The organism is Pseudomonas sp. B14(2017) (genome assembly GCF_002113255.1).
Lineage (GTDB): Bacteria > Pseudomonadota > Gammaproteobacteria > Pseudomonadales > Pseudomonadaceae > Aquipseudomonas > Aquipseudomonas putida_Z.
This window is the reverse complement of the sequence record NZ_NEJY01000003.1, coordinates 97,188-113,495: the sequence shown is the minus strand read 5'-3', so window position 1 is coordinate 113,495 and position 16,308 is coordinate 97,188. Positions and strand designations below refer to the sequence as shown.

The following is a 16,308-nucleotide window of genomic DNA, read 5'->3' as shown; positions in this document are numbered from 1 at the left end:
AAGAATCAGCGTAACCGCCTCGGCCGGATCAGTCGTCGTGGCGGTGTTTGTTGCGCCAGCCGTAGTGATTGCCACGGTCGTGGCGGTGGCGACGCCAGCCCCGATCATCGTCATCGTCGTCATAATCACGATAGCGATGCCCGCTCTCGTCATCGTATTCCCGGCCCATGTGGTTGCCCAAGGCACCACCCACACCGCCACCGGCTGCTGCGCCGATCATGCTGCCAGTGGTGCCGCCCATCTGGCGACCCACCACGTTACCGCCAGCTGCACCCAGTGCGCCGCCGATGGCCGCCTCGCCACGGCTGTGCTTGTCGGCACCCACCGCACCACCGGCCGCGCCACCCAGGCCCGCGCCGATTGCCGAGCCGGTGCTGCCGCCGATCGACTGGCCGACTACCGAGCCCAATACTCCACCCAATGCGCCACCTATACCTGCTCCGGTATTGCCGCCTGCCGACGCAACGCCGCTCAGCAGGCCAAGTGACAACAAGAGAATCGAGGAGTACTTCATATGTGAAAGCCTCAGAGGGATACGGAGGCGATCCTGAGGCTCTGCACAGGGCCTTACAATGGAAATCCGACGAGTGACACGACTTGGAGAAATTCTCCAAGTTACTGTTTTCCCAACGGAAACTTTAGGGATTTTCGCTGGTCACAGGCTGATTGCGAAAGGCCTTTCCAGTGATGGAGAGGCCTTTTGAAGTTCTGATCGCGCTGGATACTGCCTGCTGGCCTTGTAGGAGCGGCCTTGTGTCGCGAAAGGGCTGCGAAGCAGCCCCAGCAACTTATGCGTCTGCGCCGAAACCCTGGGGCTGCTTCGCAGCCCTTTCGCGACACAAGGCCGCTTCTACACAGCGATAAGTCCTGCCCCGTCAGCCGTGCCCGTCCTCCAGACACACTACCCTTCTGCCCCAAAGCTTGCGTGACCCAAACCACTGGATCAACAAGGTGAAAAGTGCGCCGAGCAAAGCCAAGGCCATGTCCTTTTGCGCATCCCAAGGGTCTTGCTGGGTCGCGACAAAGGCTTGTGCCTGGTCATCACCCAGGTATTGGCCACCTATCCACTCCAGCAGCTCGTACAGCGCCGATGTGGCGAGGACGAAGGAAACAGTACACAACGCCAACCAGCCGCCTCGCAACCGGGCCTGGCGCTGGAGCAGCTCCCTGATCGGCAGGACGAACAAAAGGCCGTAACTCAGATGCACCAGACGATCGAACTGGTTGCGCTGCCAGCCCATCCAGGCATTCAGAGAGTGGTCGGTAAGCGCACGCAGCCAAGCGTCATAGGGGACTTTGGCATAGGTAAAATGCGCTCCTAGCTCGTGAATCGCCAGCATCACCACGATTGCCAGGTAAGCATGCCGAGAAAAGCGCCAATAACGGCTGGTCGCAGCCAAGGTGAGCAGAAGCGCCAGCGGCAAAACGTTTTCGAGCCACCAATCCGCACGATCAAGCGGCGCAACCCCCGAGGCAAGCATCAGCAACATGGCCGATGTCAGCAAGCCCGCGGCTTGGCGTGGCGTGGCCGAAGGGGCAAAGCTTGTTTGCAATGCTGGATTCCTGTTCATGGTTTTACGCTCGGCTTGAGCACGGTTGAGCCTCGCAGGGCAGCTAAAGTTTCCTCCGGGCGCCGGCTTCACCTGATGCCATGCCACCTCAACGACAGTTCTTCATGATGTTGGTGGGGCCAGTAGCACTGAAAATTACCGATGGATGATTCCACCTGAACTTTACCTCCCTCCTTGGCTTCCCCTGCATAGACCACCCGGCCCCCCCTCTGCAGGAGATGAACCAATGAGAGCACTGACATACCACGGAACCCAGGACGTCAGGGTCGACAATGTCCCCGACCCGATCATCCAGGACGAGGACGACATCATCCTCCGGGTCACCGCTACCGCCATCTGCGGCTCCGACCTGCACCTCTACCATGGCAAGATTCCACAGACCGAGCCGGGTGATATCTTCGGCCACGAGTTCATGGGCATCGTCGAAGATACCGGCCGCGGGGTGACCAACCTGCAGGTCGGTGACCGCGTAGTGATTCCCTTCGTGATCGCCTGCGGCAGCTGCTTCTTTTGCCAACTCGACCAGTTTGCCGCTTGCGAAACCACCAACACCGGCCGCGGTGCAATCATCAACAAGAAAGGCATCCCGCCCGGGGCCGCACTGTTCGGCTATAGCCATCTGTATGGCGGCGTGCCCGGCGGCCAGGCGGATTTCGTGCGGGTGCCCAAGGCCAACGTCGGCCCGTTCAAGGTGCCTACCGCCCTGCCGGACGACAAGGTGCTGTTCCTCTCGGATATCCTGCCAACAGCCTGGCAGGCCGTTACCAATGCGCAGGTCGGCCCCGGTTCGACAGTGGCCATCTATGGCGCCGGGCCAGTCGGCCTGCTGAGCGCAGCCTGCGCGCGCATGCTGGGCGCCCAGACGATCTTCATGGTCGACGACAATGACTACCGCCTGGCGTTCGCTCGCGACGCCTACGGTGTGGTGCCGATCAACTTCGAGCAGGATGATGACCCGGCAGACAGCATCATCCGCCTGACCCCAGGCATGCGCGGCGTGGACGCCGTCATCGACGCGGTCGGTTTCGAGGCCAAGGGCAGTACCACCGAAACGGTACTGACCACGCTGAAAATCGAGGGCAGCAGCGGCAAGGCGCTGCGCCAGAGCATCGCCGCGGTGCGCCGGGGCGGCGTGGTCAGCGTGCCTGGAGTCTATGCGGGTTTTATCCACGCCTTCATGTTCGGTGATGCCTTCGACAAGGGCCTGACGTTCAAGATGGGCCAGACCCACGTGCAGAAATTCCTTCCTGAACTGCTCGAACATATCGAGGCCGGGCGCCTGGAACCGGAACTGATCGTCACCCACCGTCTGGCCCTGGAAGAAGCGGCGTTGGGTTACAAGTTGTTCGACCAGAAGCAAGACGACTGCCGCAAGGTCATCCTCGTGCCGGGCGCTGCCGCCGGTACATTGGGACCTGACCATGCATTCGGGGGGATACAGCGATGATCGAACTGCCCATGACTCATTGAATTAGCAGGGACCCTGTGGGAGCGGCTTTAGCCGCGAACACCGGCGCAGCCGGTGCCATGCACCGCGGTGAATTCTTCGCGCCTAAAGCCGCTCCCACAGGTTACGCGGACCGCTTGCGTTGCGTTTCATCACGAGCTGTTTTCTGCGCAGTGGAATCATGGGACGTGCCAGTTGACCCATCAGGACGCTGCGCATCATTGTCCCGTTCTTCTTCACCTTGGGTTCCGCCGCGAGGTGTCTCCGATCCTTTCTTCATTTCCCCTCCTACCCCTTGCTATGTTCAGGCGACGACGGCCCAGTACCGCGTTTGATTCCACGCGGTCCAAGCACGCCCCAGATGGCAAGGCCGACAATGGGCAGCGCCAACAGCAACAGTGCCCACATCGCCTTCGTCACATCGCTCTTGTCACTGCGGAGAACACTGACGATGGCCCACAGATCGAGCAACACAATGATCGCCGCCACCGCGATCCAGAAATACGTCACAGGCTCGGTCATGATCGCTTCTCCTCCGGTTGTTCCGGCAGCAGCGCGTGGCCCGCGCTACCACCCTACTACCCAGAGGAAGCCAGCAAGCGGAACAAAGTTCAGGAAGCTTTCCCCACCATTGATGGGTGGTACACAAGCAATGAACCAATCCCGCAGGAAACACGTCCACCAAAAAACAACGCACGAGTGACCGGCCATGACGACCGACCCCGTACTCGAGGCCCTTGATTACCTCAAGGCCCACAAGCTGGTGCTGACCACGGCAGAATCCTGCACAGCCGGCGCCATGGTTGCGCTGCTGGCAGCAGTGCCGGGGACCGGTGAGGTACTGGAAAGCGGCTACGTGGTGTACTCGCCCAGTGCCAAGAAACGCCTGCTCGGCGTCAGCCCGCAGACTATCGAACGCTACGGCCTGACCAGCGAGGCGGTAGCCTGGGAGATGGCGCTCGGCGCATTGAAAGACAGCGACGCCACCGTCGCCATCGCCAGCACGGGTGTCGCCGGGCCGGAGCCGCAGGATGCCATCGCCCCGGGCACGGTGTGCTTTGCCTGGGCCTTTGCCGGCGAGCCCTTGGCCGTGTTCACTCGCAGCCAGCGCTTTTTTGGCGAGCGCGCGGAGGTAATCCGCCAAGGCGCGCTCTACGGGTTGTCGCACCTGGCCCATTACCACCAACGCTGGCTGCGCGGTGAGCGCGCCTGAGGGGCTACGTGAAGGGCTACGAGCATGGACGAAGACGAGTTGGCTTCAAGGCACCACCCCGTCGAAGAAGACATGCGAATGCAGCAGCGGGTCTGGCGTTTCGAACGGGTGGGATGGTACGCGCTGGTGCTGGTCGTGCTGCTGGGCCTGGCCGGGTTGTTCGGCAACGGTCCGCTCAGTGACGCCCAGGTCATGAGTGAGGACGGCCGGGTGCATGTGGAGTATCAGCGCCTCAGCCGCAGCGGCACCACCGACAACCTGCGCATCACGGTTCGCGGTACTGCCGGGGAGCCTGTGATGTTGTTGCTCGGGGGGACCCTGCTACGCGAAGCCAGCATCGAAACGCTGCAGCCAGAGCCGCAAGTGTCGCGTTCCCATGGCAGGTCGCTTCTGCTCCAGCTTGGCACCAGCAAAGAGGGTATCGCCACCCTCTACCTCACCCTGCGCAGCGAATACGTCGGCACGCTCGAAGGAGTTGTCAGCGCCGGCCCGGGCAGCGCAGTGCATTTCTCGACCTTTCTCTACCCGTAGGAGCGCGACATGGACTCCATTCTCCGTGCGACAGGCATGTACATCGCGCTGATGCTGCTGTTTCGCGTGGCTGGCAGGCGCTCGCTGGCAGACTTGACCACCTTCGACTTCGTCCTGCTGCTGATCATCGGCGAAGCAACCCAGCAGGCATTGCTCGGCGAGGACTTCTCGTTCACCAACGCCATGCTGGTGATCGCCACACTGATCGTCCTGGATGTCGGCCTGTCGCTGGCCAAGCTCAACTCCAAGCGCTTGGCCCGGCTGGTCGACGGCCACGCGACACTGGTCGTGGACCATGGGCGCTTTCTCCACCACCGAATGCGGCGGGCGCGGCTGACCGAAGACGACATTCTCGAATCGGCGCGGGACAGCCAGGGCATCGAAAGCGTCGGGCAGATCAAGTTCGCCATCGTCGAGCGCAACGGCAAGATCTCGATCATCCCGCAGGAGTGACCCTGCCGGGCTGGTGCAACCTGCGTGGTTCCTTGTGGGTGCAGCCTTTCGCGAAACCAGTACGTTGATCATCCGCTTTGAACCTTGGCGCGCGGGCCCTACTCCATCGAAGGCAATCGTGATTTTTCCAGCCCCTAAGAGGTGTTGCATGAACGCTATCGATTTGTTGATCCAGGACCATGAGCTGGTGAAGAAGCTGCTGGAGGAACTGTCCTCCACCACTGAGCGCGCAGTGAAGAAGCGCGCCGAGTTGCTCGAACGCATCAAGCAGGAAGTAAGCATCCACACCGCCCTGGAAGAAGAGCTCCTGTACCCGGCCATCAAGCAGGCCGGCGGCAAGGAAGAAGCGAAGATGTATTACGAAGCCAAGGAAGAGCACCGCACCGTCGACTCGCTGGTGCTGCCGGACCTGCTGCAAACCGAGACCGGTACCGTCGAGTTCGCCGGGCGGGTCAAGGTGATGAAGGAACTGCTGGAACACCATATCGAGGAGGAAGAAAGCGAGCTGTTCCCGACCGCCCGCAAGCTGCTGGGCAAGCAGGAACTGGATGAGCTCGGCCAGGCCATGGAAGCGCAGAAGAAACTGCTCAAGGGCGAACAGCGTGCCGCGTGATGGAGGCCTGGATCGACTTTCTTGAATGGCCCGCCATGGTCCTGACGGTACTTGCCGCCTGGTGCATCGGCTCACGGCGCCCAGGCCGGCGCAAGCTGGGTTTCTGCTGCTTCATTGCCAGCAACGTGCTGTGGGCCGCCTGGGGGTGGCAGGCGCAAGCCTGGGCGCTGATCCTCCTGCAGGGCTGCCTGTGCGCCATGAACCTGCGAGGCTGGAAGAAAAACACTGCCGTGGAGTCGGGCTGAAAGCCCGGTCCCATGCCCGAAAGCCCAACGGCGAGGAGCCAGACCATGATCGAACCCAACACACCCGACCCGTACGTGGACGAAGTACCCCACAACCCAGGCGAGCCTGTGCCTGAACAGAAACAGGAGCAGGAAGCACCCGACTGGCCCGAAGGCCAGGTGCCGCCAGAGGAGCAGTCCGACGGCTGAGGCTCACCTAACGAGTGGCGTTGCCTGCTTCGCCGGCAATGCCGCTCCCCCAGTCACCCAATCCTGCGCAAGGAGGCAAGTGTCCCATGAGTGATCGCATCATCGCCTTGTTCACCGATACCACACTGTTCGGAGTTTCCGTTCTCAATTTGTTGCTGGCACTGACGGTAGCGCTGTTGACATTCCTCGTGGCGCGGGCGGCCATCAGTTTCATGCTGCATCGGGTCAGGCGCTGGTCCGAGCGTGACGGCGCGCTCAGCCAGGTGCTGGCCAAGGTGCTCGCCGGGACCAGCAATTTTCTGCTGTTCCTTGCCTCGCTGCTGGTGGGCCTGAGCATGCTCGACCTGCCCGAGCGCTGGCTGACCCGGGTCGGTAGCCTGTGGTTCGTGGTCGCGGCATTGCAGATCGGGCTGTGGGCCAACCGCGCCATCGGCCTGGGCCTGAGTCGCTACTTCGCCCGGCATCGCACCGACGGCTTGAACCAGGGCAGCGCGCTGGCCACGCTGTCGGCATGGGGCGCGCGGGTGCTGTTGTGGTCAGTGGTGCTACTGGCGATGCTGTCCAACCTGGGCGTGAACATCACCGCCTTCGTCGCCAGCCTGGGGGTAGGCGGTATCGCTGTTGCACTGGCCGTGCAGAACATCCTCGGCGACCTGTTCGCCTCGTTGTCCATAGCCGTCGACAAGCCGTTCGAGGTGGGCGACTTCATCGTCATCGGCCCGCTGGCCGGCACGGTGGAGCACGTAGGGCTGAAGACTACACGCATCCGCAGCCTGGGCGGCGAGCAGATCGTCATGGCCAATGCCAGCATGATCAGCAGCACCATCCAGAACTACAAGCGCCTGCAGGAACGACGGATCGTGTTCGAGTTCGGCCTGTCGTACGACACGCCAACCGAGGCCGTGAAAAAGGCACCCGCCATCGTCGAGGAAGCGATCAAGGCACAACAGCAGGTGCGCTTCGACCGTGCCCACCTGCGCGGCTTCGGCAAGGAGGCGCTGGAATTCGAGTGCGTGTATATCGTCAAAGATCCGGGCTACAACCTGTACATGGACATCCAGCAAGCGATCAATTTCCACCTGCTCGAGCGCTTTTCGAAGGTCGGTGCAAAATTCGCCGTACCGGTACGCGCGATCAAGGTCACGGCCTTGCCAGAGGAATCGAAGCGCGGGCCTCAAAGTATTCACGTGGGGTAACCCGCCCCCGTGCATGTCAGCGCTCCATGCATTCCGTCGATTTCACGGCACGCCCGTGGGTGATGCAGGCCGAACAGAAGGTGACCAACCCGCAACGGAGTATCGCCATGAAGATCATGAAGCCTCATTCGTTACTGCTCGCGCTGTACCTGGGGGTCAGCGCACCTGTGGTGCTGGCAGCCACCGACATGAACGATCAGCGTGCTCCTGGCACGCAGCCGCACGACAGTGGGCACATCAACGGCCAAGGCGGAGCGACCGGCTCCGGCACGCCTGCGGATGCCATGGGGACGGGCTCTGGCGGCACCGATAGCAATGATACTGACAATACCGGTGGCGATGGCACTACCGACCGATCGGGTAGTGACAGCAATGGATCGGAACGCGGCAACGGGACCGGAGGCTCCGGTGGTTCGGGCTCCAGCGGTAGTTCCGGTAGTTGAAGGTTCGCTCGAACTGCCCTACGGCCGACGACGCGTGCTCAGCTCGATCCAGACTGGTGCATGGTCGCTGGCCTTGGGTTCGTTACGCACCCAGGCATCGACACCAGCCCGCTTCAGGTAAGGCGCGAGCTCGGGGTTGAGCAGCAGGTGGTCGATACGCAACCCGGCGTTGCGGGCCCAGTGGTTGCGGAAATAATCCCAAAAGGTATAGATGCGTTCGTCCGGATACAGATGACGAATGGCATCGACCCAGCCTTGATTCAGCAGTTTCTGGTAGCACGCACGTGATTCGGGCTGCAGCAGCGCATCCTTCATCCAGGAGCGCGTGTTGTAGATATCCATGTCGGTAGGCACCACATTGAAATCGCCCGCCAGCACCGCGGGATGACCACTGTCATGCAGCCCTTTCACATGGGCGATCAGGCTTTCGAACCAGCGGAGCTTGTAATCGAATTTCGGCCCCGGTTGCGGGTTGCCGTTCGGCAGATACAGGCATGCCACCAGCACTCCCTGCACCGCTGCCTCGAGGTAGCGGCTCTGGTTGTCGTCCTCCATGCCAGGCAGGCCACGACGTACTTCCAGCGGTTCGCTGCCCCGCGCCATAATGGCCACGCCATTCCACGAAGGCTGCCCTTGGTAGAGGCAACCATAACCCGCCGCTTCGAGCGCCTGGCGAGGAAACTGCTGATCCGCCGCCTTGAGTTCCTGCAGGCAGGCGATGTCGGGCTTTTCCCGCTCCAGCCAAGTCAGCAGTGCCGGCAACCGGCTACGAATGCCGTTGATGTTGAACGTGGCAATCTTCAGCGCTTTCATGCGTCGGGGTCGCTGACGTGGGCCTGCACGGCATCTTCCAGAGCACGCACATGGGCGTCATCGGCCAATGCCTTGAGTGCCAGCCAGTCGTCCCAATCGATGGCGCCATCGTCACGCAAAGCCTCGGCGGTGCGCAGCAGTTCATGGTGGTAGGCATCCGGCGACTCACGGCGGTAACTGATGTCGTCGTACTGGGCGTACCAGGCCTCGAGCTCGGGGATACTGCGTTCAATGCTCATAAGGGAGCCCTCACGGTGTCCTTTGCATTAAGAGCCTCAACCATGCAGCGACGTTCAAATCCGAGTATCGAGTCGCGAACGGAAATCACCATCGCCACCACGCTGCAACGAGCGCAAAAAACCAATGCAGGCGGGCTGCCGCCTGACGATGGGCAACTGCTACCGGCGATATTTCTATTGGTTCGCGCCTGAGCCGTCAGCGGATGAGGCTGGTTTGCAATCTTGGTAGAAGTGGAAGTCCTGAAATTTCTCGACTGCCTGTTCCGGCCCTTTCGCGGGCACGCCCGCTCCTACAGGGTACGCGTACTGCTTGCGGATTCAGTTCTCTACGCGACAGCGCAGCCCAAAGGACCGGGCGATATCCCACAGAACTGCGCGGGACCTTGTGGGAGCGGGCGCGCCCGCGAAGAGGCCGGATCAGGCGACACATCACTTCGGGCCTTTACCAACCGCCAGCCGAACCGCCCAGACGCTGCGCATGAAACGAGCTCGCCGCGAACCAGGTTTCCCGGTTCGCGGCGTAATTGAAGCGTTACTCAGGCAATCAGGTAGGAATGCCTGCCAGTCGCCAGACAGGCGCCGGAACCGGTTCGGCCTGGCTACGGTTGCGTGCCCACTGGGTCAGGGCAGCCATCATGGCAAAGCCAAGCAGGATCAGTACCGGATAAGCCAGCAGCAACTCGGTCAGCGAGTATTTCCAGGCCAGTGGCCGGCCAACGCCCAACATCGCCGCATACAACCAGGACACACCAGACAGTGCGCCGGAGAACAGTGCGAACATCCGCACGCCAAAATTAAGGTCCAGCAAGTTGCCCGCTTTGAGCAGGGCAGGCAATACATAACGATGCAACAGCATGCCATTGAAGGTCAGCAACATGACAATAATGACCTTCGCTTGAAGTTTCGGATTGGCAAAATAGTTCATACCTTTATCAAGGTAGTCAATTCCAATCACTGCGGCGCCCGTGAGCCACAAGAATATCAGGGCATTGGCCACGGACTTCTGCAAGCTCGTCATATGCTTACTGTCATGCCCGGCCTCTTTATGACCTTTCAACAAGTTCCTGACCATCTCGGCGTCACTGGCGAATACCAGGCCAATGGCAATGCAACAGGCCAGTAAATGAACGTAAATCACCGACAACCGCACCAGCTCCATGGATTCTTTCTGCCCGAACAGGCTAATAATTGTATTAATCTCCACGACGTTTTCTCCACGTAATGCGTTAGCGCTAGATGACCTTGCAATAGGCGTGCGAACGATTTAATCGCAGCGGCAAAGCCAAATTCGAATCGTTAAATGAAAAAGCAGATCATTATTCAATACACACGGTGGCTCACCCGAAGAGCCTCGGTTGGGCATGGCATTGCTCCACTATTCAGGAAAAAAAAAGCCCCATGAGCATTCCTGCGATGCCGATGAGGTTGAACGTCCATAAGTTCTGGGGGAAAGGCGCGAGGTGCAATCACATTGAAGGCACCTGCTGGCAAATAGGAGTCAGCGTCACCCAAATCGTTCATTTCTCGAGCAAAACGACCGACAGGCGGTACACTAAATCAAGTTAGTTAGTTTGCTAAGTTGTTGTAATTTGACCGAGTGGAAAGTTTTATCGACAACTGGATCCAAACTTCGCAAGTGACTTTGAATGCTCTATTCCGCTGTTTCGCAGATCTCGTTTTACAAGTGGTCGTGGCTGAAGTGCCATCAGTCAGGCCAAGACCAGACCTATTTCGATCGCCTCGCGCGGCCAGCAGCCCGTCTGTCGCCTTCAGCCTGCCAACACCCTCAAATTTGTCCTGGGTGATGGCAGGCAGCGAAAATATCCTCAATGACTGCCCAATGCCACAGACGCCAGGCGCCCCGGCACCTCCTCATCGATCTGCGCCATGCTCAACCGCGATGTCTCGCGCAGCATGAGCGAGCACACCGCGACCAGTGCCAGTGCCGCCGCGCCATACAGCGCCACGCCCAACGGGTCATGGTTGGTGAGGATCAGGATTGCCGTGGCGATGCTCGAAGCGGTGCCGCCGCCCAGCGCGGCGCCGATCTGGTAGCTGGCCGAGATACCCGAGTAGCGCATGCTGCGCGGGAACTGCTCGCCGAGGAAGGCCGGGATAGGCCCTTGGGTCGCGCCCATCAGCAGGCCGGTCAGGCTGTAGGCGCACAAGGCGATGGCGAAGCTCTTCATGCCCACCAGGGAAAAGAACACGAACAGCCCCACGGCCATTGCCACTGCGCCAAAGCACATCACCGTGCGCCGCCCCAAACGGTCCGACAGGTAGCCAAACAACGGCGCAGACAGCACGATGGCGACCGACATCGCCAAGTCGAACATCAACGCCTCGGTGCTGCCAAAGCCCACCTGTGTGGCGTAAGTCAGGAAGAAGGTGCTGCCGATGTAGGCGATGGTGCAGTAACCGAAGGCGATCCCGGTGCACAGCAACAGCTGCCGCGGACGTTGGCGCAGGGCCGCGGCCAACGGTGCATGTTCAGGTTTGGTCACGGGCGTGGTGGCCGCTGCCGGTGCCTTCAGGCGCGCGTACAGGCCGATCAGCACCAAGGTACCGCCCAGCCAGAACGGGATGCGCCAGGCGAAATCGACCAGGTTGTCGTCAAAGGCCGCGCTGACGATGGCGAACACCCCAGCCCCGAGGATGCCACCCACGCCAATCCCCATGCTTGTGAAGCTACCCCACAGCCCGCGCCGCCCCGGTGGCGCAGACTCGATACCGAACAGCGCGGCGCCGCCCCACTCCCCGCCAGCCGCAAAGCCCTGGACCAGGCGCAGCAGCACCAGCAGGATCGGCGCGGCCACACCGACGCTGGCATGGCCGGGCAGGCAGCCGATGAGGAAGGTGCTCATGCCCATCAGCAGCAAGGTGGCAACCAGTACCTTCTGCCGGCCGATGCGGTCACCGAAGTGGCCGAACACCAGGCCTCCCAACGGTCGGGCAAGAAAGCCCGCACCGAAAGCGCTGAAGGCCACCAACGTGGCTGTCAGGTGGTCCATCTGCGGGAAGAACACCTGGGGAAACACCAGTGCGGCGGCGGTGCCGTAGATGATGAAGTCATAGAACTCCAGCGCCGTCCCCAGTCCGGAGACGCAGAAGGTTCGCAAGGCGGAACGGGATGACGCAGGGCGGGAATGTTGCGCATGCATTGTTGTTGTTCTCGTTCAGCGGCGCCGCCTTGAGCTGGCGGCACCGGGTTGGCTCAGAAGGTGTCGAAGCCGGCCTTGGCCAGTTGCACAGGCGTGCCGGCCACGTACTGCAGGGCACAGCGTTCGGTGTCGATGCCGACGCTGAGCAAGGTTTCCCAGCGCTCGGTATCGGGCATGGCCATGTCCGGGTGGAAGCAGATTGGCGCCCTGTCGCCCTCGGCGCCGCACATGGCCTCGGCCCGGGCACGCAGGTCAGCGCTGGCCATCTGGCCGACCACCTGCTCGAGGTGGCCCAGGCGGCATTGCGTATCGGCACGGTCGGCGACCTGCTCGCCCAGGCTCAGCTGTGGGTCGAGGAAGTGATTGGTGTGCAGCAGCCAGCCGTCTTCCCGTGGCAGGACCAAGGCGGTGCGCGCGGGGCTCAATTCGATGCTGGCCGCGCGCGGGCTGCGGTCCTGGCGGGAGAACACTGTCAGCACGGTGGAGGCACTGACCCGCGCCGAACGGGCAAGCTCGATGGCCTCCTCGACACTGCTGGCCTCCTCCAGCAGACGCCGGGCGATGGCGTGCACCGGCACACCACCACTGTCGTTGTCACTGGCGTGGTGGAGGATATTGAAGTGCAGGCCGAGGCCCGCGCTGTTCACACCAAGCTTGGCGAGCATGCCGAACTCGCAGAACAGCTTGACGTTCATGCCGCGCTCGGTGTGCAGCGCCAGCATCAGGCCATGGGGGCACAGGCTGTCATGCCAATCCCAGGTCTGCAGGGTCTGCGGCGCACGTGCGCCACGGGGTGCATGCACGGTGGTGGAGCATTCGCTGTGGCGGGTTCGGGCCGCCAGTACTTCAGTGCGGGCGTTCAGGCTCGCCAGCTGCCACAGCGGCAGCTCGGCACCGCTGGCCATGCCGGCCACTTCAGCGGCCAGGCCCGGGCTCCAGGCTTCCAGGGCTGCCAAGCTGTTTTCGCCGATGCGCTGCGCCTCACTCAAGGGCACGCCAACCCGCGGGAAAAAGCCCAGGTACAGTGCAGTGGTGGTACGGATCTGCTCGGCGAAGCGCGCGCCAATCTGGTGGCCACGCTCGTGGGGGTTGCGGATGTCGCTGACATGGGTGTGGATCTTCAAGGCGGGGAACTCCTGGTACAGGCCGCGGTGGTCAGGCAAGCACCGCTAGCCTAACGAGGCCTCCCCCAATCGATCATCGCCACAACCCGCACAACTTTTGTGCCCCGATGGAAAAACTCAGCCCCGTGCCAGCGCCTGCGCGCCTTGCCCGTGCAGGTGCTCATGCAGCAAGGCAATGAACGCCTGCACCTTGCGGGTATTGCGCCGGTGCGGCAGGTAAAGCACGTGCACCCAGGGGCCGAACGCACTCAGCGCCCGCCAGTAGTCGGGCATCACCTCCACCAGCTGCCCGTTGGCCAGGTAGGGGGCGGCACACCAGGTGGGTACGAACTGCAAGCCCTGCCCATCGAGCAGGCAGGCCAGCAGGAAGTCGAAGTTGTCGCTCACCAGTCGAGGGGTGGGCTGACGCACACGCAGCGTCTGGCCGCCGTGTTCGATCCACCAGAAGCTGCGGTTGAGCAGCGGGTGGCGCAACAGCAGCCAGTCGTGTTGGGCATAGTTCTCCAGAGTGATCGCCTCGCCGTGTCGGGCCAGGTAGGCAGGGCTGGCGCAAAGGATCACGCGGTTCTCGATCAGCGGCTGGGCGATCAGCTCCGGCTGGTCGGTGGGGCCGTCGCGCAGCGACAGGTCGTAGCCGCCATCGATCAGGTCTTCGTTGGCATCGTTGAGGTTGACCTCCAGGCGCACCTGCGGGTGCTCGCGCATGAAGCGGCAACACACCTGGTTGAGAAACGCGGGGCCGAACGACGGTGGCGCGGTAATGCGCAGGGTACCGCGCAGCGCGTGCTGCAACTGCTCCACTTCCTCGGTCACCCGTTGCAGGTGCATCAACGCCTGGCGCGCGCCTTCCAGGTACAAGGTTCCGGCCTCGGTCAGCGCCATGCGCCGGGTGGTGCGTTCGAACAGGCGCACGCCCAGTTCGCTCTCCAGGTGCGCAACAGCCTTGGTGATGGCAGACGGCGTCTTGCCCAGTTGCTCGGCCGCACGGCTGAAGCTGCCGTGTTCGGCGGCAGCGACGAAGATGGTCAGGGCCATCATCTTGTCCATGGTTTCTTCCTGTTCGGCACAAACGGTGGGAGTGATGCGAGGGTGGCGAGTATCTGCCCCTCCTATCAAACCCGCAAATGCCGGCGATTTGAATAGGCACGGCAAGGTCCGCTGCTTGCACCCTGGCAAATACGGGCTCGGGATTCTTTCCCCATCACGAAAAAAGTTGTGCCTGCCCTCGCCTTTATCCGCCCTGGCCCCCTGGCTAGGCTGCGGCGCCATCACGACAACAACGAGGCACAGCATGAAGCAGCTCCTGAAGATGGCAATCAGCGCCGGCCTGGCCTGCACCTGCATGCCGGGTTTCGCGGCAGTGGACCTGATCCTGCACAACGCCAAGGTCTACACCGCCGAGCCCGGCCAGCCCTTGCAGCAGGCCGTGGCTGTCGAGGGCGAGAAAATCGTCGCGGTAGGTTCAGATCAGGCCGTGCTACGCCTTAGGGCCGAAGGCACCCGGGTCATCGACCTGGGTGGCAAGGTGCTGATGCCGGGCATGCTCGACGCCCACTCGCATGCCATAAAGGGTGGCCTGCAACTGGTGCTTGCCGACCTCGCCGGCGAGCAGGTTGCCCTGGACGAACTGGAACGGCGCCTGCGCCAGTGGCGCAGCGACGGCAAGGCCGTGCGCGGCGAGTTCCTTGTCGTAGGTGGTGTACCGGGCACCTACTGGAATGACATTCCGGCGCTGGAACAGCGCTTCAACCACGGCGAATGGGCCGAGCAACCGATCCTGTTCGCCGCCAACGACATGCACACCGGCTGGGCCAACCAGGCCATGCTCAAACGCGCCGCAATCGATGCCGACACCATCGCTGCCCTGCCTGCCGAGGCACGCAACACCATCGGCCAACACCCGGACGGAACACCAAACGGTTTCCTCGCCGATGCCAGCTACTACCCGGTGACCGATCTGCTGCCCGCGCTGCCCCATGCCACCCTGCTGAGCGCAGGGCGCATGGCCCTTGACCATTACAAGCAGCTGGGCATCACCGGCTGGATGGACCCGCTGGCCAACGAGCTGCCGGGGGCCGATGTGAACAACCATTCGCTGGGCGTGCTGCCGGTGTACAAGGACCTCTCCGCGCGCGGCGAGCTGACCGCCCACGTCGCCGCCCTGCTGATGGCCGATTCCAGGGCACGCCCTGCCGACCTGGACGAACTGGACAAGGTACGCCGGCAATTTCTCGGCGTGCACAACCTCACCCTGCCAGGCATCAAGGTGTTTGCCGACGGCGTTGCCGAAGCGCCAGCGCAAACGGCGGCGATGCTCGAGCCCTACAGCAACTCCGGCAAGCACGGCGAACTGCTGCTGGACCCGAAGCACTTTGGCGAGCTGGTCAGTGCCGCCGACGCCCGTGGCTGGCTGGTGCACGTGCATGCCATCGGCGACCGCGCCGTGCGCGAGGCGCTCAACGGCATCGAGCAGGCACGGCGTGATCGACACAGCGACATCCCCCATTCCATCACCCACTTGCAGATGGTCAACCCCACGGAATACGCCCGTTTCAAGCAGCTCGACGTGATTGCAGCCATGCAGCTGTACTGGGCCAGCGCCGACCAATCGAACATGGAGCTGGTCAAGCCGTACGTGAACGCCATGGCCTTCATGCACACCTTCCCGGCCCGTTCGCTGCTCAAGCATGGCGCCACCCTTGCCGGCGCCAGCGACTGGCCGATCACCACCCCGGATCCTTGGCAGGCGATCTACCAGGCCATCAGCCGCAAGGGGCCCAAAGGTGTGCTCAACGCTGCTGAAGCCATCGACCGTCAGGTGATGTTCCAGGCCTATACACTCAACGCCGCCCGCACCATGCGCCTGGAGCAGCAGATCGGTTCGCTCAAGGTCGGCAAGCAGGCCGACATGATCGTGGTCGACCGCGACGTGCTCGACGTCGATGCCGAAACGCTGCGCGATACCCAAGTGGTGCAGACCTGGTTTGCCGGGAAGCTGATCTACGCGCGCTGACCTGCGGGCCTCATCGACGCGGTCTATCAGCTCATCCATTCCATCGATTTGACCGCG

At 62.3% G+C, this 16,308-nt stretch carries 20 protein-coding genes; 11 read left to right on the top strand and 9 right to left on the bottom strand.

Annotation, left to right across the window (positions count from 1 at the left end):
- Positions 1-28 precede the first annotated feature (28 nt).
- Positions 29-514, bottom strand: coding sequence for a glycine zipper domain-containing protein (locus CAG34_RS03945; protein WP_085588127.1), 486 nt, complete (start codon positions 512-514; stop codon positions 29-31).
- Between the two features lie 361 nt (positions 515-875).
- A complete protein-coding gene (locus CAG34_RS03940) occupies positions 876-1,571 on the bottom strand; it encodes a DUF2238 domain-containing protein (RefSeq protein WP_085588125.1) in 696 nt (231 codons plus the stop codon).
- 226 nt (positions 1,572-1,797) lie between these two features.
- On the opposite strand from CAG34_RS03940, the gene CAG34_RS03935 reads away from it, so the two are divergent.
- Positions 1,798-3,018: a zinc-dependent alcohol dehydrogenase gene (locus CAG34_RS03935; RefSeq protein WP_075045504.1), complete on the top strand. Its 1,221-nt coding sequence runs from the start codon at positions 1,798-1,800 to the stop codon at positions 3,016-3,018.
- Between the two features lie 288 nt (positions 3,019-3,306).
- Here CAG34_RS03935 and CAG34_RS03930 read toward each other — a convergent pair whose 3' ends face one another.
- Positions 3,307-3,540 carry a PLDc N-terminal domain-containing protein gene (locus tag CAG34_RS03930; RefSeq protein WP_085588123.1) on the bottom strand — a complete coding sequence of 78 codons (234 nt, stop codon included), beginning with the start codon at positions 3,538-3,540 and terminating at the stop codon, positions 3,307-3,309.
- A gap of 187 nt (positions 3,541-3,727) precedes the next feature.
- Between CAG34_RS03930 and CAG34_RS03925 the strand changes: the two genes are divergently transcribed.
- The 8 genes from CAG34_RS03925 (at position 3,728) to CAG34_RS03895 (ending at position 7,901) form a co-directional block, all read left to right on the top strand.
- Positions 3,728-4,231: a CinA family protein gene (locus CAG34_RS03925; RefSeq protein ID WP_085588121.1), complete on the top strand. Its 504-nt coding sequence runs from the start codon at positions 3,728-3,730 to the stop codon at positions 4,229-4,231.
- Positions 4,232-4,255: 24 nt separating this feature from the next.
- Positions 4,256-4,762: a hypothetical protein gene (locus CAG34_RS03920; RefSeq protein ID WP_085588119.1), complete on the top strand. Its 507-nt coding sequence runs from the start codon at positions 4,256-4,258 to the stop codon at positions 4,760-4,762.
- Positions 4,763-4,771: 9 nt separating this feature from the next.
- Positions 4,772-5,215, top strand: a complete 444-nt coding sequence (locus CAG34_RS03915) for a DUF421 domain-containing protein (protein ID WP_004376294.1) — start codon at positions 4,772-4,774, stop codon at positions 5,213-5,215.
- A 148-nt stretch (positions 5,216-5,363) separates the two neighbouring features.
- Entirely contained in the window at positions 5,364-5,828 is a 465-nt protein-coding gene (locus CAG34_RS03910; protein ID WP_025339512.1) for a hemerythrin domain-containing protein, read from the top strand.
- On the top strand, positions 5,828-6,073 hold the full coding sequence (locus tag CAG34_RS03905; protein WP_025339513.1) for a hypothetical protein: 246 nt from the start codon (positions 5,828-5,830) through the stop codon (positions 6,071-6,073). The genes CAG34_RS03910 and CAG34_RS03905 overlap by 1 nt, the downstream gene beginning before the upstream one ends.
- A gap of 45 nt (positions 6,074-6,118) precedes the next feature.
- On the top strand, positions 6,119-6,262 hold the full coding sequence (locus CAG34_RS28845) for a hypothetical protein (RefSeq protein ID WP_158091091.1): 144 nt from the start codon (positions 6,119-6,121) through the stop codon (positions 6,260-6,262).
- An 86-nt stretch (positions 6,263-6,348) separates the two neighbouring features.
- Positions 6,349-7,458, top strand: a complete 1,110-nt coding sequence (locus CAG34_RS03900; RefSeq protein WP_085588117.1) for a mechanosensitive ion channel family protein — start codon at positions 6,349-6,351, stop codon at positions 7,456-7,458.
- 26 nt (positions 7,459-7,484) lie between these two features.
- On the top strand, positions 7,485-7,901 hold the full coding sequence (locus CAG34_RS03895) for a hypothetical protein (protein ID WP_085588115.1): 417 nt from the start codon (positions 7,485-7,487) through the stop codon (positions 7,899-7,901).
- An 18-nt stretch (positions 7,902-7,919) separates the two neighbouring features.
- Here the strand turns inward: CAG34_RS03895 and xth are convergent, their stop codons facing one another.
- Both xth and CAG34_RS03885 read right to left on the bottom strand, forming a co-directional pair.
- Positions 7,920-8,714: an exodeoxyribonuclease III gene (gene xth / locus CAG34_RS03890; protein ID WP_085588112.1), complete on the bottom strand. Its 795-nt coding sequence runs from the start codon at positions 8,712-8,714 to the stop codon at positions 7,920-7,922.
- Positions 8,711-8,953 (bottom strand): hypothetical protein, encoded by a 243-nt coding sequence (locus CAG34_RS03885; RefSeq protein ID WP_003257678.1) that lies wholly within the window; start codon positions 8,951-8,953, stop codon positions 8,711-8,713. The genes xth and CAG34_RS03885 overlap by 4 nt, the downstream gene beginning before the upstream one ends.
- Before the next feature lie 42 nt (positions 8,954-8,995).
- Between CAG34_RS03885 and CAG34_RS28840 the strand changes: the two genes are divergently transcribed.
- The gene (locus CAG34_RS28840; protein WP_158091090.1) at positions 8,996-9,145 is read left to right on the top strand and encodes a hypothetical protein; all 150 of its coding nucleotides are present in this window, start codon (positions 8,996-8,998) and stop codon (positions 9,143-9,145) included.
- Positions 9,146-9,497: 352 nt separating this feature from the next.
- Here the strand turns inward: CAG34_RS28840 and CAG34_RS03880 are convergent, their stop codons facing one another.
- The 4 genes from CAG34_RS03880 to CAG34_RS03865 all read right to left on the bottom strand — a co-directional run bounded on the left by CAG34_RS03880 (position 9,498) and on the right by CAG34_RS03865 (position 14,285).
- On the bottom strand, positions 9,498-10,112 hold the full coding sequence (locus CAG34_RS03880; RefSeq protein ID WP_085588354.1) for a hypothetical protein: 615 nt from the start codon (positions 10,110-10,112) through the stop codon (positions 9,498-9,500).
- A 667-nt stretch (positions 10,113-10,779) separates the two neighbouring features.
- Positions 10,780-12,114, bottom strand: a complete 1,335-nt coding sequence (locus CAG34_RS03875) for an MFS transporter (RefSeq protein WP_085588110.1) — start codon at positions 12,112-12,114, stop codon at positions 10,780-10,782.
- A 53-nt stretch (positions 12,115-12,167) separates the two neighbouring features.
- Complete coding sequence (locus CAG34_RS03870; RefSeq protein ID WP_085588108.1) at positions 12,168-13,238, bottom strand: C45 family peptidase; 1,071 nt, start codon at positions 13,236-13,238, stop codon at positions 12,168-12,170.
- 117 nt (positions 13,239-13,355) lie between these two features.
- Positions 13,356-14,285, bottom strand: a complete 930-nt coding sequence (locus CAG34_RS03865; RefSeq protein WP_085588106.1) for a LysR family transcriptional regulator — start codon at positions 14,283-14,285, stop codon at positions 13,356-13,358.
- A 244-nt stretch (positions 14,286-14,529) separates the two neighbouring features.
- Here CAG34_RS03865 and CAG34_RS03860 point away from each other — a divergent pair, with 244 nt between their 5' ends.
- Positions 14,530-16,251: an amidohydrolase gene (locus tag CAG34_RS03860; RefSeq protein ID WP_085588104.1), complete on the top strand. Its 1,722-nt coding sequence runs from the start codon at positions 14,530-14,532 to the stop codon at positions 16,249-16,251.
- Positions 16,252-16,308: the final 57 nt, after the last annotated feature.